We start from the raw sequence: 23,997 nt of genomic DNA on the forward strand, positions 1-23,997 counted from the left end.
GAGTCGCAGATGCCCAGCGAAGTGAACAAGGGCGCCCCCGCCGCGGAAACCACCGCGCGCCATATCGAGGATCTGATTCTCGAAGGCTCGCTGCGCCCCGGCGACCCGCTGCTGGCCGAGCGCGAGATGGCGCTGCGGCTGAACGTGTCGCGCCCGACGCTGCGCCAGGGCATCCGCATGCTGGAGGACAAGGGGCTGATCGTCGCCGATCCGGGCGGCGGGCGGCGGGTGGCGCCGCTGGCGACCAGCATCACCGATCCGCTGGTCGAGCTGATGGCCTCGCGCCCCGAGGTGGTGGACGATTACCTGGAACTGCGCGCCACGCTGGAGGGCATGGCGGCCAGCCTGGCGGCGACGCGGGCCAATGACGTGGATCGCCAGACCCTGAGCCGCTGCATGGAGCGCATCGACGAGGCCCATGACAAGGCCGACCCGCGCGACGAGGCCGAGGCGGATGTGGACCTGCATGTCGCGGTCTACGAGGCGAGCCACAATATCGTGCTGCTGCAGATCATGCGGGCGCTGTCGGGCATGCTGCGCAAGGGCGTGTTCCACAACCGCGAAAAGCTGTATGCAAGGCCCGAGGTGCGCGACGTGCTGCGCGCCCAGCACCGCGCCATCCATGACGCGATCATGGCCTGCGACGCGCCGGCGGCGGCGCGGGCGGCGCAGGACCACATGATCTATACCAAGCGCGTGCGCGCCGAGATCATGGCCGCCGAGGCGCGGCTGGAAATCTCGCTGCGGCGGATCGAGGGCGGCAGCCTGACCTCGCGGAACTGAACGGCTTTGCCGGTTCCGGCATCTGTGCCATCATGATTTCCGGTAACATCAGGGAAATCGCGCATGGACAGGATGGACAGGCTGGCTGCGCGGATCGACGGCCTTGAAGGCCGGGTGATCGCGCATCGCCGCACCTTTCAGAAGCTGCTGGAACTTTCGCCCGAGGATATGCGGGCCCAGATGCTGCAATGGCTGGAGGACCGCGAGGTGATGCTGGACGGCCAGGAGGATCCCGGCGCCCTGGCGGGCGAGGAGGCCGCGCTGGAGCTGGCGCTGTCGGACGAGATGCGCCTGCTGCATGATCTTGCCACCGCGTCGCGGCACCGGCGCGAAACATCTTAACTTTTCACCCGGCACCTGTTAACGCTAACGGCCACGAAAACCGACGGATGCCTGGCCGCCCCCTCAAGCCGCGGCGGACACGAGCCCAGGGCCGTCCCACGACCCTTTCGCTGGAGGAGCCTCTTTCATGAATTCTGTCGAGCCCGTTCACAGCACGGCCGTGCTGTTGCTGATCGCCCTGGCGGCGGTTCTTGTGCTGCTGGTCCTGATCATGCGGTTCCGGCTGCATGCCTTTGTCTCGCTGGTCCTGGTCAGCCTGATGACCGCCATGGTCGCGGGCATTCCCATGGCCGATGTCATCGGGGTGCTGATGCAGGGCTTCGGCTCGACGCTGGCGACGGTGGCGCTGCTGGTGGGTTTCGGCGCCATGATCGGCCGGCTGCTGGAGATCACCGGCGGCGCGCAGGTGCTGGCGGACCGGCTGATCGGCCAGTTCGGCGCCGAGCGCGCGCCTTTCGCGCTGGGCGTGGCCTCGCTGCTGTTCGGCTTTCCGATCTTCTTCGATGCCGGGCTGGTGGTGATGCTGCCGATCATCTTCAGCGTGGCTTACCGCTTTGGCGGCTCGGTGCTGCTTTACGCGCTGCCGGCGGCCGGGGCCTTTGCCGCCATGCACGCGCTGCTGCCGCCGCATCCGGGGCCGGTGGCGGCGGGCGACCTTCTGGGCGCGGATATCGGGCTTCTGGTGGTGGTCGGGCTGGTCGTGGCGCTGCCGACCTGGTTCTTCGGCAGCTACCTGTTCGGGCTTTGGGCCGGGCGGCGCTTCGTCCTGCCGATCCCGCAGATCCTGGGCGCGATCGATGCCGAGAGCCATGACCGCATCCCGCCCAGTTTCGGCACGGTGATGCTGGTGCTGCTGCTGCCGCTGGGGCTGATCTTCCTGAACACCGGGCTGGGCACGCTGGCGACCATGGGCGTCGTCGATGCCGGCGCGGGCTGGGTCACGGTGCTGCGGCTGATCGGCCAGACGCCCATCGCGCTCTTGATCACCGTGCTGGTGGCCATGGCGCTGTTGGGCCGGGGCCGCAGCGCGACCGAGGTCGAGCGCATCATGGACAGCGCCCTGGCGCCGATCTGCGCCATCATCCTTGTGACCGGCGCCGGCGGCATGTTCGGCGGCGTGCTGCGCGCCAGCGGCATCGGCGAGGCGCTGGCCTCCAGCCTCGACGCGGTGGGCATGCCGCTGATCGTGGCGGCCTTTGTCATCTCGACGGCGCTGCGGGTGGCGCAGGGTTCGGCCACGGTGGCGCTGACCACCACCGCCGGGCTGATCGCGCCCACGGTGGCGGCGACGACGGGGCTGAGCGAGTTCGACCGCTGCTTCCTGGTGGTGGCCATCGCCGGCGGCGCGACCGTGCTGAGCCATTTCAACGATTCCGGCTTCTGGCTGGTCGGGCGCTTCCTGGAGATGGACGAAAAGACCACGCTCAAGACCTGGACGGTGATGGAGACGCTGCTGGGCAGCATCGCCTTTGGCTTCGCGCTGATCGGCTGGTGGCTGCTGTGAAGGGCGCGGTGCAGCATGTCGTGGTGATGGGCGTCTCGGGCGCCGGCAAAAGCACCACGGGCGAGGCGCTGGCCCGGCACCTGGGCTGGCCCTTCGTCGAGGGCGACAGTTTCCACCCCGAGGCCAATGTCGCCAAGATGCGCGCCGGCATTCCGCTGGACGACGACGACCGCGCGCCCTGGCTGCGGGCGCTGGCCGACGAGATCGCGCGCAACGAGGCGCTGGGCCGGCCCTCGGTCATGGGCTGTTCGTCGCTGAAGCGGGCCTATCGCGACATCCTGCGCGAAGGCGCGCCGCGGGTGCGCTTTCTGCACGTGCATGGCCCGCGCGAGCTGCTGGAGAGCCGGCTGTCGCATCGTGCGGGGCATTTCTTCCCCGCCAAGCTGCTGGATTCGCAGCTGGCCGCCCTGGAGCCGCTGGCGGCCGACGAGGATGGCGCGGTGGTGGACATGGCTCTGTCGGTCGAGGACCAGGTCCGGCAGGCCCTGCGCCTGCTGGGCCTGGAGGGCTAGGCCCGCGGGTTTCGCGATGCGCAGGACCGGGGCGGCGCGGCCGCCGGCCGGTCAGGGGCCGGGGGCCTGGCGGCGGAAGGCGGCATGGGCCTTGAGCGCGCGGGCCCGGCCCTGGGCCAGCCCGCCGGGCGTGGCGCGGTCCTGCCAGGCGCGTGCCACCTCCCAGCCGGGCGGCAGGCTGTCGAGATAGGCCCGCGCCTCCTCGCCCTTGGCGCCTTGCCAGCCCAGCAGCCAGCGCCGGCGATAGCGGCCCTGCGGGTCGAATTGCGCGGCCTGCCGTTCGGGGTTGAAGATGCGGAAGAAGGGCGCCGCATCCGGGCCGCAGCCCGCCACCCATTGCCAGTTCATCGCATTCGCGGCCGGATCCCAATCGGTCAGGCTGTCGGCGAAATGCGCCAGCCCCAGCCGCCAGTCGGCCAGCAGGTGCTTGGTCAGCCAGCTGGCCGCCACCATGCGCACCCGGTTGTGCATCCGCCCGGTCACGCGCATCTCGCGCAGCCCGGCATCGACCAGCGCGATGCCGGTTTCGGCCCGGCGCCAGCGGGTCAGCGCGGCGCCGTCGCCCTGCCAGGGGAAATCCGCCCATTCCGGCCGCCAGGGCCTTTGGGCGAGCCGCGGAAATTCCACCAGCAGGTGCCAGGCGAATTCGCGCCAGATCAGCTCGGTCAGGAAGGCGGCGATGCCGGCGCCGGCGGCGGCATCGGCCTGGGCGCGGGCCGAGGCCATGGCCCAGAGGTCGCGCGGGCCGATCTCGCCCATGGCCAGATGTTCGGACAGGCCCGAGGTGGCGGCAAGGTCGGGGCGGTCGCGCTGCGCGGCGTAATCCGCGGCGCGGTCCAGGAAAGCGCCGAGCCGGGCCAGCGCCGCCGCCTCGCCCGCGGGCAGGGCGTGGCGTTCCAGCACCGCGCGGCCGCGATGCAGGTCCGGCGCCAGCTCCAGCCGGTCGGGCGCGAGGCCCTGCGGCGGGTCGGCCAGCGGCGCGAGCCTTGCGGTCTCGGCAACGGGCCGGTCGGGGCCGATGGCGCGCAGGGCGCGGGCGAAGGGGGTGAAGACGCGATAGGCGCCGCCCGAGCCGGTGCGCAGGGCGCGGGGATGGGCAAGCAGGTGGCCCGGATGCAGCACCAGCCGCGCCGGCGTGCCGGCCAAGGCCCGGCCCAGCCGCTGCTGCGCGGCGAGGGTGGCGGGCTCGGGCCAGTCGTTGCGATGCACGGTCTGCGCGCCGATGCGGGCAGCGAGGGCGGGCAGGATGGCCTCGGGCTCGCCCTCCAGCACCAGCACGGCCGCGCCATGGCGGCGGCGCAGCTCGGCGTCGAAGGCCAGCAGGGCACGCTGGAGCCGCCAGCGGCTGGCCGCGCCCTGCGCCCGCAAGGCGGCGTCGATCAGGAAGACCGGCAGCACCGGCCCCGCCTTGGCGGCGGCGGCCAGGGCGGCATTGTCCCGGAAACGGAAGTCGCGGCAAAGCCAGAGGATGCTGGGCGGCATGGGCAGGGGTCCGGCTGGGGCTCGCCGCCGGCCGGCGAGCAGTTTCGCGCGCCGGCGCCGGGGACGCGGACGATGGCGGCCGGGAAGACCGGCCCCGGAAGGCGGGCGCGCGCAGGGCCGGGCCGGCCGGGCCGGCGCCGCGCGCGAAAGGGGCGAAAGGGGGCCGTTATTCCGGCAGGATGCGCACCGCGCCCTTGTCGGCCGAGGCGGCGAATTGCGCATAGACCCTGAGCGCGGCCGAGACCTGGCGCTGGCGCGGCTGCGCGGGCTTCCAGCCCTTGGCGTCNAAGGGGGCCGTTATTCCGGCAGGATGCGCACCGCGCCCTTGTCGGCCGAGGCGGCGAATTGCGCATAGACCCTGAGCGCGGCCGAGACCTGGCGCTGGCGCGGCTGCGCGGGCTTCCAGCCCTTGGCGTCCTGTTCGGCGCGGCGCGCGGCCAGCTCGTCCTCGGGCACCGCCAGGCGGATCGAGCGGTTGGGGATGTCGATCTCGATCAGGTCGCCGTCGCGCACCAGGCCGATGGTGCCGCCGGCCGCCGCCTCGGGGCTGACATGGCCGATGGAAAGGCCCGAGGTGCCGCCCGAGAAGCGCCCGTCGGTGATCAGCGCGCAGGCCTTGCCCAGCCCCTTCGATTTCAGGTAGCTGGTCGGATACAGCATCTCCTGCATGCCCGGCCCGCCCTTGGGGCCTTCGTAGCGGATGACCACCACGTCGCCGGCCTCGACCTTGCCGGTCAGGATGCCCGAGACGGCGGCGTCCTGGCTTTCATAGACCTTGGCCTTGCCGGAAAACACCAGGATCGATTCGTCCACGCCGGCGGTCTTCACGATGCAGCCGTCCGGCGCGATATTGCCCTTGAGCACGGCCAGCCCGCCATCCTTGGAGAACGGCGCCTTGGCCGAGCGGATCACGCCCTTTTCGCGGTCGAGGTCCAGGTCGGGCCAGAGCGTCGCCTGGCTGAAGGCGACCTGCGTCGGCACGCCGCCCGGCGCGGCCAGGAACAGCTCGCGCGCCTGCGGATCGTTGCTGCGGGCGATGTCCCATTGGTCGATGGCGGCGCCGATGGTGGGGGCATGCACGGTCGGGCAATCGCGGTCGATCAGCCCGGCGCGGTCCAGTTCCCCAAGGATCGCCATGATGCCGCCGGCGCGATGCACGTCCTCCATATGGACATTGGCGGTGTTCGGCGCGACCTTGCAGAGGCAGGGCACCCGGCGCGACAGCGCGTCGATGTCGTCCATGGTGAAATCCACCCCGCCCTCCTGCGCGATGGCCAGGAGGTGCAGCACGGTATTGGTCGAGCCGCCCATGGCGATGTCGAGCGACATGGCGTTCCGGAACGCCGCCTTGCTGGCGATGGCGCGCGGCAGGACGCTTGCGTCGTCCTGTTCGTAATGGCGGCGCGTCACCTCGACGATGCGGCGGCCGGCTTCCAGGAACAGGGTCTTGCGCAGGGCATGGGTGGCGAGCGTCGAGCCGTTGCCGGGCAGCGACAGGCCAAGGGCTTCGGACAGGCAGTTCATGGAATTGGCGGTGAACATGCCCGAGCAGGAGCCGCAGGTCGGGCAGGCGGCCTCCTCGATGGCGGCAAGGTCGGCGTCCGAGACCTTGTCGTCGGCGGCCGCGACCATGGCGTCCACCAGGTCCAGCGAGACCTTGCGCCCGTCGCCCAGCGTGACCTTGCCCGCCTCCATCGGCCCGCCCGAGACGAAGATCGCCGGGATGTTCAGCCGCATCGCCGCCATCAGCATGCCCGGCGTGATCTTGTCGCAGTTCGAGATGCAGACCATGGCGTCGGCGCAATGCGCGTTGACCATGTATTCGACCGAGTCGGCAATCAATTCGCGCGAGGGCAGGGAATACAGCATCCCGTCATGGCCCATGGCGATGCCGTCATCGACCGCGATGGTGTTGAATTCCTTGGCGATGCCGCCGGCCGCCTCGACCTCGCGGGCGACCATCTGGCCCAGATCCTTCAGATGCACATGGCCCGGCACGAACTGGGTGAAGCTGTTCACGATGGCGATGATCGGCTTGCCGAAATCGCTGTTCTTCACCCCGGTCGCACGCCAGAGGCCGCGGGCCCCCGCCATGTTGCGGCCGTGGGTGGTGGTGCGGGAACGATATGCGGGCATGGCTGGGTTCTCTGTCGTCTGATTGTCCGTGCTGAGCGGCCAGTATCACGAAGGAATTGGCGAGGTTATCCCTTATCACGCTGGACGGCGGCGACTACCCCCGATTTCACGCCCCGCCGGCCAGCCCGCGCAGGATGCGCCGGCTGCGGCGGATGATCGTCGCCGCCGTCAGCGCCAGCACCAGCCACAGCGTCCAGGCCAGCACCGGCCAGCCCGCGCCGGCGATCCAGGCGCCGGCCTGCGCCAGCGCGCCCAGCGTCACGGCGGCCATGCGGTGCGCCTTGGCCCCCGGTCCCGAGAAATCCGAGCCGAGCCCCGAGGCGCGGCCAAATTCGCGCAGGTATGCGGTCAGGATCGCCAGCGCCCCGGCCAGCAGCCCCAGCGCCGGCCAGCCCGCCGCCAGGCCGAAGCCGGCAAGGATCATCAGGTCCGAGAGCCGGTCCGGCACCTCGTTCCAGAAGGCGCCGTCGGGGCTGCCCATGCCGCCCTCGACCGCGACCAGCCCGTCGAACAGGTTGCAGAGCAGCCGCAACTGGCAGAACAGCGCGCCGAGGACGAGCAGCCCCCCCGAGGCCCAGAGCGGGCCGGTCTGCGCGGACAGCGCCAGGGCCCCGCCCGAAAGCGCGGCGGCCACGACCGATCCGGCCGAGATGCGGTTCGGCGCGATCCCGCGCGCGACAAGGCGCCGGGTCACATGGGCCGCCCATTTCGTGTTGCGGCTGGCGATCGGGCGCCGGCTGAAATCCTCGGTCACATCCACCCCCATGCCAGGATATGCAGGAAGACCGGCGCCGAGAAGACCAGGCTGTCCAGCCGGTCCAGGATGCCGCCATGGCCCTGGACCAGCGTGCCCCAGTCCTTGACGCCGCGGTCGCGCTTGATCGCCGACATGATGAGCCCGCCGAGCGTGCCGAAGCCGGTGACGGTCAGGGCGATCAGCCCCGCCTCCCACCACAGGAACGGGGTGATCGGCGTCAGCGCCATTCCCAGCGCCGTGGCGCTGAGCATGCCGCCGGCCAGCCCCTCGACCGTCTTGGAGGGCGAGACGCGCGGCGCCAGCAGGTGGCGGCCGATGCTCTTGCCCCAGACATATTGCAGCACGTCCGAGGCCTGTACCACCAGGATCAGCCAGGCGACCAGCGTGAAGGCGCTGTAGCGATAGTCGGGAATGTCCAGCGTCAGGATCGCCGGGATATGCGAGACGCAATAGACGCAGACCATCAGCCCCCATTGCGTTTCCGACACCCGGGTCAGGAAGCCCTGCACCTCGCCCTTGAACACGGTCACGACCGGCAAGAGCAGGAAGCTGTAGACCGGGATCAGCAGCGCGGCAAAGACCGGCACCTCGAAATAGACCAGCAGGTATTGCAGCGGCAGGATCAGGTAGAAGGCGATGGCCAGCCCGTCATGGTCGTCGCGCCGCGTATGGGTGATGGTGGCAAACTCGCGCAGCGCCGCCATGGAACACAGCGCGAAGAACAGCGTGATCGCCCCGGCGCCCAGGGTGAAGATCAGCGCCAGCACGCCGATCATTACCCACCAGGCGCGGATGCGGTCGGCGAGGTTCTGTGCCGTGGGGCCGCCGACCCGCCCCGAGCGGATCAGCCAGCGCGCGACCAGCGAGGCCAGGACCAGGAAGGCGAAGAGCCCGTAGAACACGAAGGCCGAGGGAGAGTAGAAGCGGTCCATAGCCTATGCCTTCGGTTCGGAGAGCGCCAGCATCGCGGCGGCGAGGCGTTGCAGGAAATCCTCGCGGCTCTCGCCGGTCTCGACCCGCATCGGGGCACCGAAGCGGACGGCGCAGTTCAGCGGCACCGGCAGGAAGGCGCCCTTGGGCAGGATGCGGTCGAGGTTCAGGATCCAGGCCGGCACGATCTCGGCCTCGGGGACGGCGCGGGCCAGGTGGTAGATGCCGGATTTCAGCGGCAGGAGCCGGGCGTCGGTCAGGTTGCGCGTGCCCTCGGGAAAGAAGATCACGTCCTCGCCGCCGCGCAGCACCTGGGCCACGGTCTCGACGGGATCGGCGCGGCGGCTGGCCGGGTCGCGGTCGATCAGCACGGCGCGGAACACCTGATGGGCGATCCAGCGGCGGATGGCCGAGCGTTCCCAGTAATCGGCGCCGGCGACCGGGCGGGTGCGCAGCCGGTGCGGCTTGGGCAGCGCCGACCAGAGCGCGACGAAATCGGCATGGCTGACATGGTTCGCGACCAGGATGCGCGGCGCGCCGCCCGGCGGCGGCAGGTCGATGGCGCGCAGGCTGATGAGGATGCGCGCCGTCGCAACCAGTCCCGCGCGGGTCAGTCTTGCCGGAATCGTCGCCGTCATCGGATGCCTTCGCTCAGCCTGTCCTTGCAGGTTCTGACACGAAACCGCAGCCGGACGGAAGGGCGCGGCATGCGCATTTTTCCTCGGGTGCCGGCGTGCCGCCGTTGCCGCCGCCGGGCGGGACGCGTCATTCCAGCCAGAGATCGCGCAAGAGCGATTGCGCCAGGTGGTCCACCGAGCCGCCGTCGAGCCGCACGCAGCGCTCGTGGCCGGCATAGGACACCCGGATGGTGTCGCCCGTGACCTCGTATTCGCCGGAGACGAGCGCCCCCTTGCGCCCGGTAAGGGTGACTGTGCCTTTCATTGCCCCTGTTCCTTTCCTCCTTCCATACCAGCAGTTTGGGCGCTGGGGCCGAGTCTGGAAAGATCGCCTTTCGGACAGGTGCCGCGACTGTGGGCCGGGGGCAACAGTCGTCGCACCCGTCCGCAAGGCCGGATTTCAGCCCTTGGCGAGGGCGGCGACGGGGTCGAGCTTGGCGGCGTTGACGGCGGGCAGGTAGCCGAAGATCAGGCCGATGCCGCAGGCGCTGGCCAGCGCGGCGACCATGGAGAGCGGCGAATAGACCAGGGTGAAATTGCTGCTCAGCCGCTCGAAGGCCAGGCCGAAGCCGAGCGCGGCCAGGATGCCCGCCGCGCCGCCGATGACGCAGACCAGCACCGCCTCGATCAGGAATTGCGCGCGGATGTCGCCGCGCCGGGCGCCCACCGCCATGCGCAGCCCGATCTCGCCGATGCGCTCGGTGACGGAAACCAGCATGATGTTCATCACCCCGATGCCGCCCACCAGCAGCGAGATCACCGCGATGGCCGCGATCAGCAGCGTCAGGGTCTGGGTGGTCGAGGTGATGGTCTGGCGGATCTGGTCGTTGTTGACGATGAAGAAATCCTTGCTGCCGTGGCGCTGGGTCAGCATGTCGGTGACCATCTGCTCGGCCAGCGCCATGTCCACCTCGTCGGCCACCCGCAGGGTCAACCCGCTGACGCTGGTCGAGCCCAGGTAGCGCGCCTGCACCGTGGTATAGGGGGCATAGACGGTCAGGCTGGTCGAGCCGCCGGGGCCGCGGTTCTGCGCCTCGGCCACGCCGATCACCCGCAGGGGCACCTTGCCGGCCATGAAGACCTGACCCAGCGCCGGGCCCTCGCCGAACAGGCTCGTTCGGGTATTCTCGTCGATGACGACATTCTGGCTCATCGCCGCCACATCGGCCGCGTCGAAGCTGCGGCCCTGGGTCAGGGTGATGCCGGCCACGTCGAAATATTGCTCGCCCACGCCGCTGATCTGGGCGCCGGCCTCGGTCGCGCCGTGGCGCAGGGTCTGCGAACTGCCGACCGTCGGGCTGACCGAGGCGACATAGGGCTGGCGCGCCAGCGCCGCGCCATCGGCCGTGACCAGCGTCGTCACCCGCCCCGAGCGCATGTCGCCGAAATCCCGGCCGGGATAGATCTGCAGCGTATTCGTGCCCAGCCCGGCGATGTTTTGCAGCACGCGCTGGCGCGAGCCCTCGCCCAAGGCCACCACCGAGACCACCGAGGCGATGCCGATGATGATGCCCAGCATGGTCAGGAAACTGCGCAGCTTGTGGGCGCGCATGGCCAGCACCGCCATGCGCAGCGCCTCGGCCAGCCGGCCCAGCACCGGGGCGGCGGCGCGGGGCTGTTCGGGCGCGGCCAAAGCCGCCGCATCGGCGGGCGCGTCGCTGCGGCGGTCGGCGATGATGCGGCCGTCGGCGATCTCGACCACGCGGCGGGCGCGGGCGGCGACCTTGGGGTCGTGGGTGACGATGACCACGGTGCGGCCCTCGGCGTTCAGCCGTTCCAGGATGGCCAGCACCTCGTCGCCGCTGCGGCTGTCGAGCGCGCCGGTCGGCTCGTCGGCCAGGATCACGCGGGCGTCGTTGACCAGCGCGCGGGCGATCGAGACGCGCTGCTGCTGGCCGCCCGAAAGCTGGCCCGGCCGGTGGCCCAGCCGGTCGCCCAGCCCCAGCCGGTCCAGAAGCGCGCGGGCGCGGGCGCGGCGCGCCTCGGCGGGCAGGCCGCGATAGATCGCCGGCACCTCGACATTTCCCAGCGCCGTCATCTCGGCCAGCAGGTGATAGCGCTGGAAGATGAAGCCGAAGGTTTCGCGCCTGAGCGCCGCCAGCTCGCCCGGCTCGCGCTGCGCCACCTCGCGCCCGTCCAGCAGGTAGCTGCCGGATGTCGGCCGGTCGAGGCAGCCCAGGATGTTCATCAGCGTCGATTTCCCCGAGCCCGAGGCGCCCATGACCGCGACATATTCGCCCTGCGCGATGTCGAGGTCGATGTCCTTGAGCACGCGCAGCACCCCCTCGCCCGAGGGGTATTCGCGGCTGATGCCGCGCAGCCGGATCAGCGGGGCCTGCATCTCAGCCACCCAGCGGGCTCATCATGCGCCGGCTGCCGCGCGGGGCCGAGGCCGGGGCGCCGGCCTGTTCGCCGGTCACCACGCGCTCGCCTTCCTTGAGGCCCGAGACCACCTCGGCCAGCACCTTGTCGTTCAGCCCGACCATCACGTCGCGGGTCTCGATGCCGGCGCCGCCCAGCACGCGCACCTGGTGGCTGCCGTCCGGGTTGCGCCGGCCGAGCGCGCTGGACGGGATGGTCAGCACGTCCTGCGCCGCGCCCAGCACGATGCTGACCTGGGCGGTCATGTAGCTGCGCAGCTGGCCGTCCGGGTTCTCGACCGGGATGATGCCGGTGTAATAGATGGCGCCGCTGCTGCTGTCGGCGGTGCTGCCGCCCTGGATGGCGCTGTCGTTGACGATGCTTTGCGGCGCGGGGGCGATGGAATCCAGCACGCCCCGGTAGCTGCGGCCGCTGTCGTCGAGCAGGGTGAAGCGCACCTGCTGGCCGGGCCGGACCTTGCCGATATCGGCCTCGGAGATCTCGGCATGGATCTCCATGCGGTCGAGCTGGCCCAGCACGACGATGGTGGGCGAGGATTGCACCGCGTTCACGGTCTGCCCGGCCTGGCTGACGATGGCCAGCACCGTGCCGGCGCTGGGCGCGGTGACGCGGGTATAGTCGAGGTCGGTCCGGGCGATCTCGATGGCGACCTCGGCCTGGGCGATCTGCGCCTCCAGCGCGGCGATCTGGGCGCGGGCGATCTCGACGTCCTGCCGGGCGCTGTCCATGGTGCTGCGCGCGGCGGCGTTCGAGCGGATCAGGTTCTCGGCCCGCTCCAGCGTCTTTTCGGCCAGAGCCAGCACGGCCTGGCGCTCGGCCATCTGCGCGCGCAGATTGGCCAGCGCGGCCTCGGCCGTGCGCAATTCGTTGGCCTGCTGGACCGAGTCGATCTGGGCGATCAGGTCGCCCTGTTCCACCCGCTGGCCCAGCCGCACCGCCAGTTCGGTGATCCGCCCCGAGACCTGGGCGCCCACCGCCACCAGGTTCGAGGGTTTGACCCGCCCCTCGGCCAGCACCGTGACCTCGATGTCGCTGCGGGTGACTGCGGCGCTCACATAGGCGGGCGCGGCGGATTTGCCCTCGCCCAGGCCGCCCAGACCGGCCAGCAGGGCGACCAGCGCCGCGGCGATCAGGACAAGGGCAACGGGCTTGCGCATCGGGGGCACTCCGTAACATTCGGCCGGGTCCGGCCGGGCGACAAGGTATCAGGCGGGTGCGGCTCGGCCCCCGTTTCGCGACGCTTTTAGCGTGGTTCCCGCCGCGACGCGACCATGGTTTTGCCATCCCGGCCGGCTTGTAAATGCCGCCGATCATACCCGGCGCGCACGGAAATTGCTTGGCATTTCAATGGGGAGGCATGCCGGCGGCCCGGCTGGTGCCGCATGGTGCCGGCCGGGGGGTTGCCGCGCTTGTGATCGCGCCACCAGGGGCTTTCCCCGCGGCCGGTTTGCTGCGACGCTGGGCCGGCATCGGCCGAAGCGCGCCCGGCCCGCCGACACGGGCGGCCGCCGCAACAGGGTGCCGTCCGGCCGGTCATCCGAGAGCGGAGGCGAACATGACCAGCAAAAAGACCCCGAGCGCCGAGAAACCCAGGGGGCAGGGCGGCTCCGTGCTGTTGTCGGGCGGCAATCCCCAGATCGCCAAGGGCTATGGCGACGCCCCGGTCCAGGCCTATATCGCCGCCATGCCGGAATGGAAAAGCGACCTCGGGCGGCGGATGGACGACATCATCGCGCGCGTCGTGCCCGGCGTGCGCAAGGCGGTCAAATGGAACTCGCCCTTCTACGGGCTGGCGGATGATTGCTGGTTCCTGAGCTTTCACTGCTTCACGAAATACGTGAAGGTGACGTTCTTTCGCGGCACGGCGCTGGAGCCGCCGCCGCCGGGCAGGTCCAAGCACCCGCAGGTGCGCTATCTCGACATCCGCGAGGGCGAGTTCGACGAGGCGCAATTCGCCGATTGGGTCGCGCAGGCCAGCCGGCTGCCCGGCGAGAAGATGTGACGGGCAGGGCCGCCCCGCCGGGCCGCGGGCGCGAGGAGAAAACACGGCGCGAAGTTCAAAGGCGCATTCGGGGGTCGCCCTGCCCGCGGGCGTGGCGGGAAAGCCCTTGCCGGCGCCTAGCGGGGGGGGGGTTGCGGCCCGTTCCCGTTCCCGTTCCCGTTCCCGCAAGCGGGCGGGAGACGCGGTCATGGCGCCGCCCTTTCGCCGCGGCGCCCGCGGTCAATCCATGATGCGGTCCACCTGCCGGATGATCGACAGCACCTGGGCGTTTTCCGGGTCATAGCGGATCAGCTTGCCGTCCACGATGCCGTAGCGGCTGCCCGACGGTGCCTCGCTCATGCCGTAAAGGCCGGGGCGCGTCACCGGATGCAGGCGCGCGCTGTCCAGCCGGTCCCCCACCCGCAGCATGGCGGGTTGTCCGGCGGCGGCCGGGGCGGTTGCCTCGGCCGCCTGGCCCACCCCTTGCGCCAGCGTCGCGGGCGCAAGGATGCCGAACAGGCCGACGGCGAGAATCAGGCTCTGGCGATTGCGGAACATGGCTTCAGCCTGGCACGATAATCCTTGTCAAAGGCCAAACGCCGCAACCCGCCGATCGGCTCCCTCACGAATGCGAGAAAATCAGCCGTGCCGGTGCCGGGCCTCGAATCTGGGCAGCATGGCCGAGAAATCGCGGCCCTTGCCGTCCTCGTCCTCGACGAAGCGGGCATAGAGCGCGGCGGCCAGCTCGCCCATCGGCGTGTCGGCATCCGCGGCCTCGGCGGCCTGCTGGCTCAGCCGCAGGTCTTTCAGCATCAGCTCGGCGGCGAAGCCCGGCTTGTAGCCGTTGTCGGCGGGCGATTGCGGCCCCACGCCCGGCGCCGGGCAATAGGCGTTCATCGTCCAGCTGTAGCCCGAGGAGGTCGAGACCACGTCGAACATCTTCTGCCGGTCCAGCCCCAGCTTGTCGGCCAGCGCAAAGGCCTCGCAGGTGGCGATCATGGTCACGCCCAGGATCATGTTGTTGCAGATCTTGGCCGCCTGGCCGGCGCCCGCCGCGCCGCAATGCACCGCCTTCTGGCCCATGACGTCGAAAAGCGGCTTCACCTTGTCGAAAGCCTCGGCCGCGCCGCCGACCATGAAGGTCAGCGTGCCGGCGGTCGCGCCGCCGACCCCGCCCGAAACCGGCGCGTCCAGCGCGCCCAGCCCCGCCGCCTGCGCCTGCGCCGAGACCGCGCGGGCGCTTTCCACGTCCACCGTCGAGCAGTCGCAGAACACCGCGCCCGCGGTCATGGCCGGGACGACCTCATCCGCGACCGCGCGCAGGATGGCGCCGTTCGGCAGCATGGTGATGACGACATCGGCGCCCTGCGCCGCCTCGGCGGCGCTGGCGGCCTTGGCGACGCCCTCGGGCATCGGCGCGGCCAGGTCGAAGCCCGCGACCGCGTGCCCTGCCTTGGCCAGATTGGCCGCCATCGGGCCGCCCATATTGCCCAAGCCGATGAATCCGATCTTCATGTCCGGTCCTCCCATTCGATTTCGTCCTCGCCCAGCGGTGCCAGCATCGCCTCGACATGCGCCGGGCTGGCATCGGCCGACCATTGCGGGTTGCGGTCCTTGTCGATGATCTGCGCCCGCACGCCTTCCAGGAAATCGCTTTCGGCCGTGGCGCGGGCGGTGAAGCGCAGCTCGCGCGCCAGGCTGTCGCGCAGGCGGGCATCGCCGCGCGCGGCGCGCACCAGCGCCAGCGTCGCCGCCATCGACAGGGGCGAGTTGCGGCGCAAGGGCTTCAACGCCGCCTCGTCGCCGGCCGCTTCCAGCGCGGCGACGATCTCGGCCACGCTCGGACCGCCGAAGGCGGAAAGGTCGCGGCCCTCCAGCGGCGCCGCGGGGCGGGGGCGGGGCGTGATTGCGGCCACGTCGCCGGTCTCGGCCAGCCGGTCGATCAGCGCCGGCCATTCCGCCTCGGGGATGTAGCTGTCGGCGAAGCCGGTGAAGATCGCGTCGCCGGCGCCGATGCGCGCCCCGGTCAGGCCCAGATATTCGCCGCAGCGGCCCGGTGCGTGGCCCAGAAGCCAGCTGCCGCCCACGTCGGGGATCAGGCCGATGCCGGTCTCGGGCATGGCGATCTGGGTGGTGTCGCCGACGATGCGGTGGCTGGCATGGCCGCCGACGCCGACGCCGCCGCCCATGACGAAACCCTGCATGAAGGCGACGATGGGCTTGGGATAGTCCTTGATCCGGGCGTTCATGCGGTATTCGTCGCGGAAGAACTCGCGCCCGACCCGGTGGTCGCCCGCAAGCCCGGCGCGATAGACCGCCGCGATGTCGCCGCCCGAGCAAAAGGCGCGCTCGCCCTCGGCGTCGATGACGACCAGCGCCACCTCGGGATCGTCCTGCCATTCGCGCAAGGCGGCGTCGATGGCCAGCGCCATCTCGTGGCTCAGCGCGTTCAGCGCCTGCGGGCGGTTGAAGGTCAGCCGGCCGGCGCGGCGGTCCTTGCGGATGATCATGTCGGATTCGGGCATCTCGGCCATCAGTCACGCTCCGCCAGCAGGGCGCGGCCGATGATCAGCCGCATGATTTCATTGGTGCCTTCCAGGATCTGGTGCACGCGCAGGTCGCGCACGAGCTTCTCGATCCCGTAATCGGCCAGATAGCCGTAGCCGCCATGCAATTGCAGGCATTGATTGGCGACCTCGAAGGCGCGGTCGGTGACATGCAGCTTGGCCATGGCGCAGAACTTGGTGGCGTCCCGCGCGCCCCGGTCCAGCTTCCAGGCCGCCTGGCGCAGGAAGATGCGCGCCGATTGCAGCGCCGTCTCCATCTCGGCCAGCCGGAACTGCAGCGCCTGGAACTGGTCGAGCGTCTGGCCGAAGGCGCGCCGCTCGCCCATGTAGCGCAGGGTCGCGTCCAGCGCCGCCTGCGCACCGCCAAGCGCCCCGGCCGAGATGTTCAGCCGCCCGCCGTCCAGGCCGGCCATGGCATAGGCAAAGCCGCGGCCTTCCTCGCCGATCAGGTTCTCCTCGGGGATCACGCAATCGTCGAACTGCACCTGCGCGGTCGGCTGCGCCTTCCAGCCCATCTTGTGTTCCAGCGCGCCGAAGCTCAGGCCCGGGGTGCCGGCCTCGACCACCATGGTCGAGATGCCGCGCGGCCCGTCCTGGCCGGTGCGGACCATGACCAGGTAGCAATCCGAATAGCTGCCGCCCGAGATGAAGGCCTTGGTGCCGTTCAGCTTCCAGCCGCCCGGTACCCGCTCGGCCCGGGTGCGCAGCGCCGCGGCGTCCGAGCCCGAGCCCGGCTCGGTCAGGCAATAGGAGAACACCTTTTCCATGCTGCACAGGCCAGGCAGCCAGCGCGCCTTGTTCGCGTCGGTGCCGAACTTGTCGATCATGCCGCCGCACATGTTGTGGATCGACAGGAACGAGCCGACCGAGGGGCAGGCCATGGCCAGCGCCTCGAAGACCAGCGTGGCGTCCAGCCGCGAAAGCCCGGTGCCGCCGTGATCCTCGCCGACATAGACGCCGCCGAAACCCAGTTCGGCGGCCTTGCGCCACAGCGCGCGCGGGATGGTGCCCGCCTCTTCCCAGGCGCGGGCATGGGGCGCGATCTCCGCCGTCCCGAAATCCCGGGCCAGATCGAATATCGCCTGCTGCTCTTCGCTCAGCGCGAAATCCATGCTCTCCCCCTCATGTCTTTCGTGTTGATGTGTCTTGTCCGGTCATGGCCGGGAAATGTTGCGCCAGTTTTGCAGGTTTGCGCGAAACGGCGGGGGCGGCAACCGCGCCCCGGCTTCTTTCTTGTCCAAATATCCCGGGGGAGCGTGCCCGGCACCCCGTCGAGGGGTGCAGGGCACGCGGGGGCAGAGCCCCCGCCCGCCCGTTCAATCAGTCCATGGCCTTGAAGTTCAGCGCCACGCCGTCCTTGATGCCCGAGAACCAGCGCGCGGTGACGGTCTTGGTCTTGGTGTAGAAGCGGAAGGCGTCCGGGCCATACTGGTTCAGGTCGCCGAAGGCCGACTTCTTCCAGCCGCCGAAGGTGTAATAGCTCAGCGGCACCGGGATCGGGAAGTTGATGCCGACCATGCCCACGTTCACCCGGCTGGCGAAGTCGCGCGCCGTGTCGCCGTCGGCGGTATAGATCGCCGTGCCGTTGCCATAGTCGTTGTCCATGACCAGGTTCAGCGCATCCTCGTAGCTCTGCGCCCGCACGGTCGAGAGCACCGGGCCGAAGATCTCTTCCTTGTAGATCTCCATGTCGCGGGTCACGTTGTCGAAGAGCGAGGGCCCGCAGAAAAAGCCGTTCTCGTAGCCCTGGATCTTCAGCCCGCGGCCGTCCACCACCAGCTTGGCGCCCTGTTCCACGCCGGAATCGATCAGCCGGCCGATGCGCTCCTGCGCGGCCTTGGTGATGACCGGGCCGAAATCCACGTCCGCGCCGGCGGTATAGGGGCCGACCTTCAGCTTCTCGATCTTGGGGATCAGCCGCTCGATCAGCGCGTCGGCGGTCTTGTCGCCCACCGGCACCGCGACCGAGATCGCCATGCAGCGTTCGCCCGCCGCGCCGAAGCCGGCGCCGACCAGCGCGTCCGCCGCCTTGTCCAGGTCGGCATCGGGCATGATCAGCATGTGGTTCTTGGCGCCGCCGAAGCATTGCGCGCGCTTGCCGTTCGCCGCCGCGCGGCCATAGATATATTGCGCGATCGGGGTCGAGCCGACGAAGCCCACCGCCTGCACGGTCGGATGGTCGAGGATCGCGTCCACGATCTCCTTGTCGCCGTTGACGACCTGCAGCACGCCGTCGGGCAGCCCGGCCTCTTGCGCGAGCTTGGCCAGCATCAGCGAGGTCGAGGGCACGCGCTCGGAGGGCTTGAGGATCATCGCGTTGCCGGCCGACAGCGCCGGGCCCATCTTCCACAGCGGGATCATCGCCGGGAAGTTGAAGGGGGTGATGCCCGCCACCACGCCCAGCGGCTGGCGCATGGAATAAAGGTCGATGCCGGGGCCGGCATTGTCGGTATATTCGCCCTTGAGCAGCGCCGGCGCGCCCATGCAGACCTCGATCACCTCAAGGCCGCGCTGCACGTCGCCGCGGGCGTCGGGCAGGGTCTTGCCGTGTTCGCGCGAGACCAGCTCGGCCAGCGCGTCCATGTTGTCCTGGATCAGCTGGCCGAATTTCATCATCACCCGCGCGCGGCGCTGCGGGTTGGTGGCGGCCCAGGCGACCTGCGCCTTCTCGGCGCTGCGCACGGCGGCGTCCAGCTCGGCCGGGGTGGCCAGCGGCAGGCGGGCGATCACCTCGCCGGTCGCGGGATTGTAGACATCGCTGAAGCGGCCCGAGGTGCCCTTGACCTCTTTGCCGTCGATCCAGTGGCTCAGTTCTTCCATGGGTGCCTCCCGAGGGGTTCAGGTTTCGGAGGGATCATAGACTTGCAGCATTGCCGGAAAAAGAGGAAGTCTGGCAAAAGGGTTTTGCATTTCTGCAAAGGTGGCGGGCATGGACTGGGACGACCTGCGCATCTTCCTGGCCGTGGCGCGGGCCGACAGCCTGTCGGGGGCGGGGCGTCGGCTGGGCATCGACGCCTCGACCGTGGGCCGGCGGGTGGCGCGGCTGGAAGGCGCGCTGGGCGCCAAGCTTTTCGTCAAGACGCCGCAGGGCTATGGCCTGGCGCCCGAGGGCGAGCGGCTCTTGCCCCATGCCGAGGCGGTCGAGGCGGCGCTGAGCGGCGCCGAAGAGGCGCTGAGCGGCCCCGGCGACCTGACCGGGCAGCTGCGCATCGGCGCGCCGGACGGTTGCGCCAACTACCTGCTGCCGCAGGTCTGCGCGCGCCTGTCCGAGGCGCATCCGCGGCTGGAGATCCAGATCGTCGCCCTGCCGCGGGTCTTCAACCTGTCCAAGCGCGAGGCGGACATGGCCATCGCCGTCTCGCAGCCGCAGGCCGGGCGGCTGGTGGTGCAGCGGCTGACCGACTACCAGCTGCATCTGGCGGCGCATGAGGACTATCTGCGCGCCCATCCGCCGATCCGCTCGCGCGAGGATCTGCGCGGCCATCGCATGATCGGCTATATCGCCGACATGATCTTCGACCGCGAGCTGGACTACCTGACCGAGACGGGGGCGGAATGGGCGGCGCTGACCTCGAACTCGGTCTCGGTGCAGATGCAGGCCATCCGGGTGGGCGCGGGGCTGGGCATCGTGCATGACTTCGCGATTCCCTTCTGCCCCGGCGTGCAGCGGGTGCTGACCGACCAGGTTTCGCTGACGCGCAGCTTCTGGCTGATCCGGCATGCCGACGACCGCCGCTCGCAGCGGATGAACCGGCTGGCGGATGCGCTGGCGCAGGGCATCCGGGCCGAGGTGGCGCGGCTGCAGGCGCTGGTCATACCTTGATCGCTGCACTGCAACATCGGGCTTGACGCAAGCCGAGGTTGAGGTGACGCTGGGCGCCAGGACGCTTGCGCCAGCCCTGCTTGCGCCAACCCTGAGGAGGAACAGCGATGCTCGTCAATCAGATCCTGTCGATGAAGGCCAGCGGCGAGATTTTCACCGTCGCCCCGGAAACCAGCGTGGCCGAGGCCACCAGGCTGCTTTCGGAAAAGCGCATCGGTGCGATCGTGGTGTCCGAGGATGGCAAGATCCCGCTGGGCATCCTGTCCGAGCGCGACGTGGTGCGCGAACTGGGCAAGCGGGGGGCCGCGATCCTGGAGCAGCCGATCACCGAGCTGATGACCCGCAAGCTGGCGACCTGCACCACCGGCGAGGATGCGCTGGTGATCCTGGACCGCATGACCCAGGGCCGCTTCCGCCACCTGCCGGTGGTGAACGAGCAGGGCGAGATGGTCGGCATCGTCTCGATCGGCGACGCGGTCTCGGCCCGGCTCAAGGAACTGGCGGCGGAAAAAGAGGCGCTGACCGGGATGATCATGGGCAACTGACCCGGCCCGCCCGCCCGCCGCGCGCAAGGCGGGCCGGGCGCATGGTCTTGCATTCCTTGGCGAAACCCTGTTTGACTGCCGGCATTCGGCGAGGAGACGGCAACCCATGCGCATCGGGCTTTACCCAGGCACCTTCGATCCCATCACCCTGGGCCACCAGGACATCATCCAGCGTGCGCTGGAACTGGTGGACCGGCTGGTGATCGGCGTTGCCATCAACCGCGACAAGAGTCCGCTTTTCGCGCTGGAGGATCGCGTCGCCATGGTGCGCGAGGAATGCGACCGCATCGTCGCCAGGCGCGGCGGCGAGATCGTGGTCCATCCGTTCGAGAACCTGCTGATCGACTGCGCCCGCGATGTCGGCGCCACGGTGATCGTGCGCGGCCTGCGGGCGGTGGCCGATTTCGAATACGAGTTCCAGATGGTCGGCATGAACCGGGCCATGGACGACAGCATCGAGACGGTCTTCCTGATGGCCGATGCCCGGCGCCAGGCCATCGCCTCGAAACTGGTCAAGGAGATCGCGCGGCTGGGCGGGGACGTGTCGAAATTCGTCTCGCCCACCGTCCGCGAGGCGCTGATGGCGCGCTTCGCGCGCTAAGGCTTTTTCTTTGCCGCGGGCCTGCTAACCTTCGTCGCATTGACGGAGGAGCAGATGGTATTTACCGATTCGGACCCCAAGCCCATTCCCAGTCCCATCCCCGAGCCCGAGCGGCAGCCGCTGCCCGACCCCTTGCCCGATCCGGGCCCGGACGAGATCCCGCTGCCGGCGGTGATCGGGCTGGAGGCCATTCCGGCGGCGCTGGCGGCGGGCTGGCGGGATTTCCGCCGCGCGCCCGCATTCGGCCTGCTGTTCGCGGCCTTCTATGTCGCGGGCGGGCTGGTGCTGACCGCGGTCGCCACCGCGGCAGGGCAGGAATGGTGGCTGATGCCCTTTATCGTCGGCTTTCCGCTGATCGCGCCCTTCGCCGCCGTCGGGCTTTACGAGGTCAGCCGGCGCATCGAATCGGACCGGCCGCTGATCTGGCGCGAGGTGCTGGCCGTGGTCATCGCGCAAAAGGACCGGCAGGTGCCGTCCATGGCCATGGTCATCCTGCTGATGTTCATGTTCTGGGTCTTTGTCGCCCATACCACCTTCGCGCTGTTCATGGGCGTCTCGGCGCTGACCAACATCACCTCCTCGCCCGAGGTGCTGCTGCAGGGCCGCGGGCTGGTCATGCTGGCGGCGGGCACGGCGATCGGGGCGGGCTTTGCCGCGGTGCTGTTCTCGATCACCGTGGTCGGGCTGCCGCTGATCCTGGACCGCGAGGTGGACCTGATCTCGGCCATCATCGCCAGCTTCCAGGCGGTGGGGGCGAACCTGCCGGTGATGCTGTCCTGGGCCGTGGTCATCGCCGCGCTGCTGTTTCTGGGCATCGTGCCGCTGTTTCTGGGGCTGTTCGTCGCCCTGCCGGTGCTGGGCCATGCCAGCTGGCACATGTATCGGTTGCTGATGCCGGACCCCGAGCCCGAACCATGAAAAACGGCGGCCCGAGGGCCGCCGATCATCGCGGTGACGCCGGGATCCCCAGGATCACTCGGCGTCGTCATTGGCCGCGCGGGCCGGCGGCGGCGCCAGTTTCGGGGTCACGCCATTGGCCAGCGGGTCTTCCTGGCGCTGGACCGAGCCTTCGAAATGGGCGCCGGATTCGATGGCGATGGTCTTGTGGATGATGTCGCCCTCGACCCGCGCGGTGGCGGTCAGGCGGACCTTGAGGCCGCGCAGGCGGCCGACGATGCGGCCGTTCACCACCACTTCCTCGGCGACGATCTCGCCGCGGATGGTGGCGCTTTCGCCGACGATCAGCTGGTGGGCGCGGATGTCGCCCTCGATCGTGCCCTCGACCTGGATGTCGCCCTCGGTCCGGATATTGCCGGTGACGGTCAGGTCGGGGGACAGCACCGAAGGCGCGGTGCGTGCCCGCGGGGCCGCGGCCGGCGGAAGGTCGTAACTCGTGTCAAGGCTGCGCGCCGATTCGGGCTCGGGGGTCGGCTGGGTGCGGGGGCCGGGTTCGGTAACACGGGTCTTAGAAAACATTTTGGGCTGCCTTGATGAAGCTCATGGGATTCACGGCACGGCCGTTCACGCGGACTTCATAGTGAAGATGCGGGCCGGTCGATCTGCCGGTATTGCCCATATCACCGATCTGGCTGCCGCGCGATACCTTTTGGCCCACCTTCACGCGAATCTTGGACAGGTGGCCATAGCGGGTTTCGGTGCCCAGCTCGTGCCGGATCTTGATCAGGTTGCCATAGCCGCGTTGCCAGCCGGCGAAGATCACCGTGCCCTCGGCCGTGGCATAGATCGGCGTGCCGACCGGGGCGGCCATGTCGATGCCCTCATGCGCGCGGCCCCAGCGGCGGCCGAAGGGCGAGGTATAGCGGAAGGCCGATTTCACCGGCATGGCCAGCGGCATCTTCTCGACCGCGATGCGATAGCTGTTCATCTGGTCCAGGGTGATCAGGATCTCGCTGGCCTTGGCCTCGCCCTGGCTGATCTCGGCATTGCCGCTGGAGGAATAGCCGACCGGGTTCAGCGGGCCGCCCTGGCCGACATAGCCGCGGCGCACGGTGCGCAGGATCTCGTCCGGGTTCATGCCGACGCTGCGGAACATGTCGTCCAGCGGCTTGACCGAGACGGTCACGGCGTCTTCCAGCTGCGACAGGATGGCGTCGTTGCGGGCGATGATCTGGTCGCGCTCCAGCGTGACGGCCTCGGCCAGGCGGCGGGCGTCCTCGGCCTGCTGCACCGCCTCGATGCGCTGGCCGGCGGCCTGTTTCAACTCGCCCGCCAAGATGTCCAGCGCGGCCTGCAATTCGGCGGTGCGGGCGGGGCCGGCAGCGCCTTCGGGCGCCGCCAGCGCCTCGGCCTGCTGGCGGGCCTTGACCGCGCCGTGCAGCTCGGCCTGCACCGCGCCCAGGCCGGTTTCCAGCTCGCGGCGCTGCGCCTCGGTTTCCAAAAGCAGCGACTGCATGTGCGAGACCTGGTCCAGCGCCACGGCGAAGCGGTTCTGCGCCGCCACCGCCTCGGCGGCGCGGCGGTCGCGTTCGGCGGACAGATCGGTCAGCCGCGCTTCCAGCGCGCCTTGCGTCAGCCGGGCCTGCTGGCGCACCGAGCCGGCGCCGATCGCGTCGATGACCAGGATCGAGCTGGCGATGATCGTCCAGCCGAAGACCAGCGCGAGGCCGCCCAGGGCAAGAAGCTGCGTGGCCGGACGCAGCCGCAGAAAGCGGGTGGTCTTGTCCGACTTCAGGAATAGGCGCTGTTCTGGCAGCCAGCGCTCAAGCACCGAATTCAGGCTGTGGGTGATCCGCAATGTCCCAGGTCCATGTTGTTTCGGCCGACCTGCCGGGCAAAGGCGGTCATGGCTGCGCACGGATAAATCCGACCTGTGATCAAAGCGCAACAGGGGCGGAGGGTTTATGTGCCGCTTGGGCGGATTGATGCCGATCGCCCCCGCCAGGCGGGTGGATCTGTGCCGGAGGAAAGGCCCCTTTTGATACAACCGTGGATTGCAAGACTGAACCAGTCCAATC

The 23,997-nt window shown here is 69.8% G+C and carries 24 protein-coding genes; 9 read left to right on the plus strand and 15 right to left on the minus strand.

Features of this window, described 5'->3' with window-relative positions:
- Positions 1 to 9 precede the first annotated feature (9 nt).
- The 4 genes from ACDP63_RS06215 (at position 10) to ACDP63_RS06230 (ending at position 3,141) form a co-directional block, all read left to right on the plus strand.
- Positions 10 to 783, plus strand: coding sequence for an FCD domain-containing protein (locus tag ACDP63_RS06215; RefSeq protein WP_024843723.1), 774 nt, complete (start codon positions 10 to 12; stop codon positions 781 to 783).
- Between the two features lie 63 nt (positions 784 to 846).
- A complete protein-coding gene (locus ACDP63_RS06220; protein WP_024843724.1) occupies positions 847 to 1,125 on the plus strand; it encodes a hypothetical protein in 279 nt (92 codons plus the stop codon).
- A gap of 127 nt (positions 1,126 to 1,252) precedes the next feature.
- Complete coding sequence (locus ACDP63_RS06225; protein WP_028709978.1) at positions 1,253 to 2,629, plus strand: GntP family permease; 1,377 nt, start codon at positions 1,253 to 1,255, stop codon at positions 2,627 to 2,629.
- The gene (locus tag ACDP63_RS06230; RefSeq protein ID WP_024843726.1) at positions 2,626 to 3,141 is read left to right on the plus strand and encodes a gluconokinase; all 516 of its coding nucleotides are present in this window, start codon (positions 2,626 to 2,628) and stop codon (positions 3,139 to 3,141) included. Before ACDP63_RS06225 ends, ACDP63_RS06230 begins: the two co-directional genes overlap by 4 nt.
- A 51-nt stretch (positions 3,142 to 3,192) precedes the next feature.
- Here ACDP63_RS06230 and ACDP63_RS06235 read toward each other — a convergent pair whose 3' ends face one another.
- The 8 genes from ACDP63_RS06235 to ACDP63_RS06270 all read right to left on the minus strand — a co-directional run bounded on the left by ACDP63_RS06235 (position 3,193) and on the right by ACDP63_RS06270 (position 12,662).
- Entirely contained in the window at positions 3,193 to 4,623 is a 1,431-nt protein-coding gene (locus ACDP63_RS06235) for a cryptochrome/photolyase family protein (RefSeq protein ID WP_036747270.1), read from the minus strand.
- Positions 4,624 to 4,920: 297 nt separating this feature from the next.
- Positions 4,921 to 6,759, minus strand: a complete 1,839-nt coding sequence (ilvD, locus tag ACDP63_RS06240) for a dihydroxy-acid dehydratase (protein ID WP_024843728.1) — start codon at positions 6,757 to 6,759, stop codon at positions 4,921 to 4,923.
- A 106-nt stretch (positions 6,760 to 6,865) separates the two neighbouring features.
- Positions 6,866 to 7,513 (minus strand): CDP-alcohol phosphatidyltransferase family protein, encoded by a 648-nt coding sequence (locus ACDP63_RS06245; RefSeq protein WP_024843729.1) that lies wholly within the window; start codon positions 7,511 to 7,513, stop codon positions 6,866 to 6,868.
- Complete coding sequence (locus ACDP63_RS06250) at positions 7,510 to 8,448, minus strand: phosphatidate cytidylyltransferase (protein ID WP_024843730.1); 939 nt, start codon at positions 8,446 to 8,448, stop codon at positions 7,510 to 7,512. Before ACDP63_RS06250 ends, ACDP63_RS06245 begins: the two co-directional genes overlap by 4 nt.
- Positions 8,449 to 8,451: 3 nt before the next feature.
- Entirely contained in the window at positions 8,452 to 9,084 is a 633-nt protein-coding gene (locus tag ACDP63_RS06255; protein WP_024843731.1) for a lysophospholipid acyltransferase family protein, read from the minus strand.
- A gap of 127 nt (positions 9,085 to 9,211) precedes the next feature.
- Entirely contained in the window at positions 9,212 to 9,388 is a 177-nt protein-coding gene (locus ACDP63_RS06260; RefSeq protein ID WP_166435372.1) for a hypothetical protein, read from the minus strand.
- A gap of 135 nt (positions 9,389 to 9,523) precedes the next feature.
- The gene (locus ACDP63_RS06265; protein WP_074990410.1) at positions 9,524 to 11,464 is read right to left on the minus strand and encodes a MacB family efflux pump subunit; all 1,941 of its coding nucleotides are present in this window, start codon (positions 11,462 to 11,464) and stop codon (positions 9,524 to 9,526) included.
- Between the two features lies 1 nt (position 11,465).
- Entirely contained in the window at positions 11,466 to 12,662 is a 1,197-nt protein-coding gene (locus tag ACDP63_RS06270) for an efflux RND transporter periplasmic adaptor subunit (protein ID WP_024843733.1), read from the minus strand.
- A 398-nt stretch (positions 12,663 to 13,060) separates the two neighbouring features.
- Between ACDP63_RS06270 and ACDP63_RS06275 the strand changes: the two genes are divergently transcribed.
- Positions 13,061 to 13,507, plus strand: coding sequence for a DUF1801 domain-containing protein (locus tag ACDP63_RS06275; RefSeq protein ID WP_024843734.1), 447 nt, complete (start codon positions 13,061 to 13,063; stop codon positions 13,505 to 13,507).
- A gap of 219 nt (positions 13,508 to 13,726) precedes the next feature.
- Here ACDP63_RS06275 and ACDP63_RS06280 read toward each other — a convergent pair whose 3' ends face one another.
- The 5 genes from ACDP63_RS06280 to ACDP63_RS06300 form a co-directional block, all read right to left on the minus strand.
- Complete coding sequence (locus ACDP63_RS06280) at positions 13,727 to 14,044, minus strand: hypothetical protein (protein ID WP_024843735.1); 318 nt, start codon at positions 14,042 to 14,044, stop codon at positions 13,727 to 13,729.
- Positions 14,045 to 14,125: 81 nt separating this feature from the next.
- On the minus strand, positions 14,126 to 15,001 hold the full coding sequence (gene mmsB / locus ACDP63_RS06285; protein WP_024843736.1) for a 3-hydroxyisobutyrate dehydrogenase: 876 nt from the start codon (positions 14,999 to 15,001) through the stop codon (positions 14,126 to 14,128).
- Positions 14,998 to 16,020, minus strand: coding sequence for an enoyl-CoA hydratase/isomerase family protein (locus ACDP63_RS06290; protein ID WP_024843737.1), 1,023 nt, complete (start codon positions 16,018 to 16,020; stop codon positions 14,998 to 15,000). The genes mmsB and ACDP63_RS06290 overlap by 4 nt, the downstream gene beginning before the upstream one ends.
- Complete coding sequence (locus tag ACDP63_RS06295; RefSeq protein WP_024843738.1) at positions 16,020 to 17,165, minus strand: acyl-CoA dehydrogenase family protein; 1,146 nt, start codon at positions 17,163 to 17,165, stop codon at positions 16,020 to 16,022. The genes ACDP63_RS06290 and ACDP63_RS06295 overlap by 1 nt, the downstream gene beginning before the upstream one ends.
- A 208-nt stretch (positions 17,166 to 17,373) precedes the next feature.
- Positions 17,374 to 18,873, minus strand: a complete 1,500-nt coding sequence (locus ACDP63_RS06300; RefSeq protein ID WP_024843739.1) for a CoA-acylating methylmalonate-semialdehyde dehydrogenase — start codon at positions 18,871 to 18,873, stop codon at positions 17,374 to 17,376.
- Positions 18,874 to 18,982: 109 nt separating this feature from the next.
- On the opposite strand from ACDP63_RS06300, the gene ACDP63_RS06305 reads away from it, so the two are divergent.
- The 4 genes from ACDP63_RS06305 to ACDP63_RS06320 all read left to right on the plus strand — a co-directional run bounded on the left by ACDP63_RS06305 (position 18,983) and on the right by ACDP63_RS06320 (position 21,940).
- Entirely contained in the window at positions 18,983 to 19,876 is an 894-nt protein-coding gene (locus tag ACDP63_RS06305; protein ID WP_024843740.1) for a LysR family transcriptional regulator, read from the plus strand.
- A 107-nt stretch (positions 19,877 to 19,983) separates the two neighbouring features.
- Positions 19,984 to 20,421 carry a CBS domain-containing protein gene (locus tag ACDP63_RS06310; RefSeq protein WP_024843741.1) on the plus strand — a complete coding sequence of 146 codons (438 nt, stop codon included), beginning with the start codon at positions 19,984 to 19,986 and terminating at the stop codon, positions 20,419 to 20,421.
- Positions 20,422 to 20,527: 106 nt separating this feature from the next.
- A complete protein-coding gene (gene coaD, locus ACDP63_RS06315) occupies positions 20,528 to 21,022 on the plus strand; it encodes a pantetheine-phosphate adenylyltransferase (protein ID WP_024843742.1) in 495 nt (164 codons plus the stop codon).
- 54 nt (positions 21,023 to 21,076) lie between these two features.
- Positions 21,077 to 21,940 carry a DUF2189 domain-containing protein gene (locus ACDP63_RS06320; RefSeq protein ID WP_081750460.1) on the plus strand — a complete coding sequence of 288 codons (864 nt, stop codon included), beginning with the start codon at positions 21,077 to 21,079 and terminating at the stop codon, positions 21,938 to 21,940.
- Between the two features lie 54 nt (positions 21,941 to 21,994).
- Here ACDP63_RS06320 and ACDP63_RS06325 read toward each other — a convergent pair whose 3' ends face one another.
- Positions 21,995 to 22,498, minus strand: coding sequence for a polymer-forming cytoskeletal protein (locus ACDP63_RS06325; RefSeq protein ID WP_024843744.1), 504 nt, complete (start codon positions 22,496 to 22,498; stop codon positions 21,995 to 21,997).
- The gene (locus tag ACDP63_RS06330) at positions 22,488 to 23,777 is read right to left on the minus strand and encodes a M23 family metallopeptidase (protein ID WP_024843745.1); all 1,290 of its coding nucleotides are present in this window, start codon (positions 23,775 to 23,777) and stop codon (positions 22,488 to 22,490) included. Before ACDP63_RS06330 ends, ACDP63_RS06325 begins: the two co-directional genes overlap by 11 nt.
- Positions 23,778 to 23,997: the final 220 nt, after the last annotated feature.

The sequence above is a fragment of the Paracoccus sp. P2 genome, from assembly GCF_046335115.1.
In the GTDB taxonomy this organism is placed as follows: domain Bacteria; phylum Pseudomonadota; class Alphaproteobacteria; order Rhodobacterales; family Rhodobacteraceae; genus Paracoccus; species Paracoccus pantotrophus.

Coding starts and splice junctions, on each gene's coding strand:
- ilvD (WP_024843728.1), bottom strand. CDS start 6,759: ATGCCCGCATATCGTTCCCGCACCACCACCCACGGCCGCAACATGGCG.
- ACDP63_RS06325 (WP_024843744.1), bottom strand. CDS start 22,498: ATGTTTTCTAAGACCCGTGTTACCGAACCCGGCCCCCGCACCCAGCCG.
- ACDP63_RS06280 (WP_024843735.1), bottom strand. CDS start 14,044: ATGTTCCGCAATCGCCAGAGCCTGATTCTCGCCGTCGGCCTGTTCGGC.
- ACDP63_RS06300 (WP_024843739.1), bottom strand. CDS start 18,873: ATGGAAGAACTGAGCCACTGGATCGACGGCAAAGAGGTCAAGGGCACC.
- ACDP63_RS06290 (WP_024843737.1), bottom strand. CDS start 16,020: ATGGCCGAGATGCCCGAATCCGACATGATCATCCGCAAGGACCGCCGC.
- ACDP63_RS06255 (WP_024843731.1), bottom strand. CDS start 9,084: ATGACGGCGACGATTCCGGCAAGACTGACCCGCGCGGGACTGGTTGCG.
- ACDP63_RS06320 (WP_081750460.1), top strand. CDS start 21,077: ATGGTATTTACCGATTCGGACCCCAAGCCCATTCCCAGTCCCATCCCC.
- ACDP63_RS06250 (WP_024843730.1), bottom strand. CDS start 8,448: ATGGACCGCTTCTACTCTCCCTCGGCCTTCGTGTTCTACGGGCTCTTC.
- ACDP63_RS06225 (WP_028709978.1), top strand. CDS start 1,253: ATGAATTCTGTCGAGCCCGTTCACAGCACGGCCGTGCTGTTGCTGATC.
- ACDP63_RS06295 (WP_024843738.1), bottom strand. CDS start 17,165: ATGGATTTCGCGCTGAGCGAAGAGCAGCAGGCGATATTCGATCTGGCC.
- ACDP63_RS06310 (WP_024843741.1), top strand. CDS start 19,984: ATGCTCGTCAATCAGATCCTGTCGATGAAGGCCAGCGGCGAGATTTTC.
- ACDP63_RS06215 (WP_024843723.1), top strand. CDS start 10: ATGCCCAGCGAAGTGAACAAGGGCGCCCCCGCCGCGGAAACCACCGCG.
- ACDP63_RS06265 (WP_074990410.1), bottom strand. CDS start 11,464: ATGCAGGCCCCGCTGATCCGGCTGCGCGGCATCAGCCGCGAATACCCC.
- ACDP63_RS06275 (WP_024843734.1), top strand. CDS start 13,061: ATGACCAGCAAAAAGACCCCGAGCGCCGAGAAACCCAGGGGGCAGGGC.
- ACDP63_RS06235 (WP_036747270.1), bottom strand. CDS start 4,623: ATGCCGCCCAGCATCCTCTGGCTTTGCCGCGACTTCCGTTTCCGGGAC.
- ACDP63_RS06260 (WP_166435372.1), bottom strand. CDS start 9,388: ATGAAAGGCACAGTCACCCTTACCGGGCGCAAGGGGGCGCTCGTCTCC.
- ACDP63_RS06305 (WP_024843740.1), top strand. CDS start 18,983: ATGGACTGGGACGACCTGCGCATCTTCCTGGCCGTGGCGCGGGCCGAC.
- coaD (WP_024843742.1), top strand. CDS start 20,528: ATGCGCATCGGGCTTTACCCAGGCACCTTCGATCCCATCACCCTGGGC.
- ACDP63_RS06270 (WP_024843733.1), bottom strand. CDS start 12,662: ATGCGCAAGCCCGTTGCCCTTGTCCTGATCGCCGCGGCGCTGGTCGCC.
- ACDP63_RS06220 (WP_024843724.1), top strand. CDS start 847: ATGGACAGGATGGACAGGCTGGCTGCGCGGATCGACGGCCTTGAAGGC.
- mmsB (WP_024843736.1), bottom strand. CDS start 15,001: ATGAAGATCGGATTCATCGGCTTGGGCAATATGGGCGGCCCGATGGCG.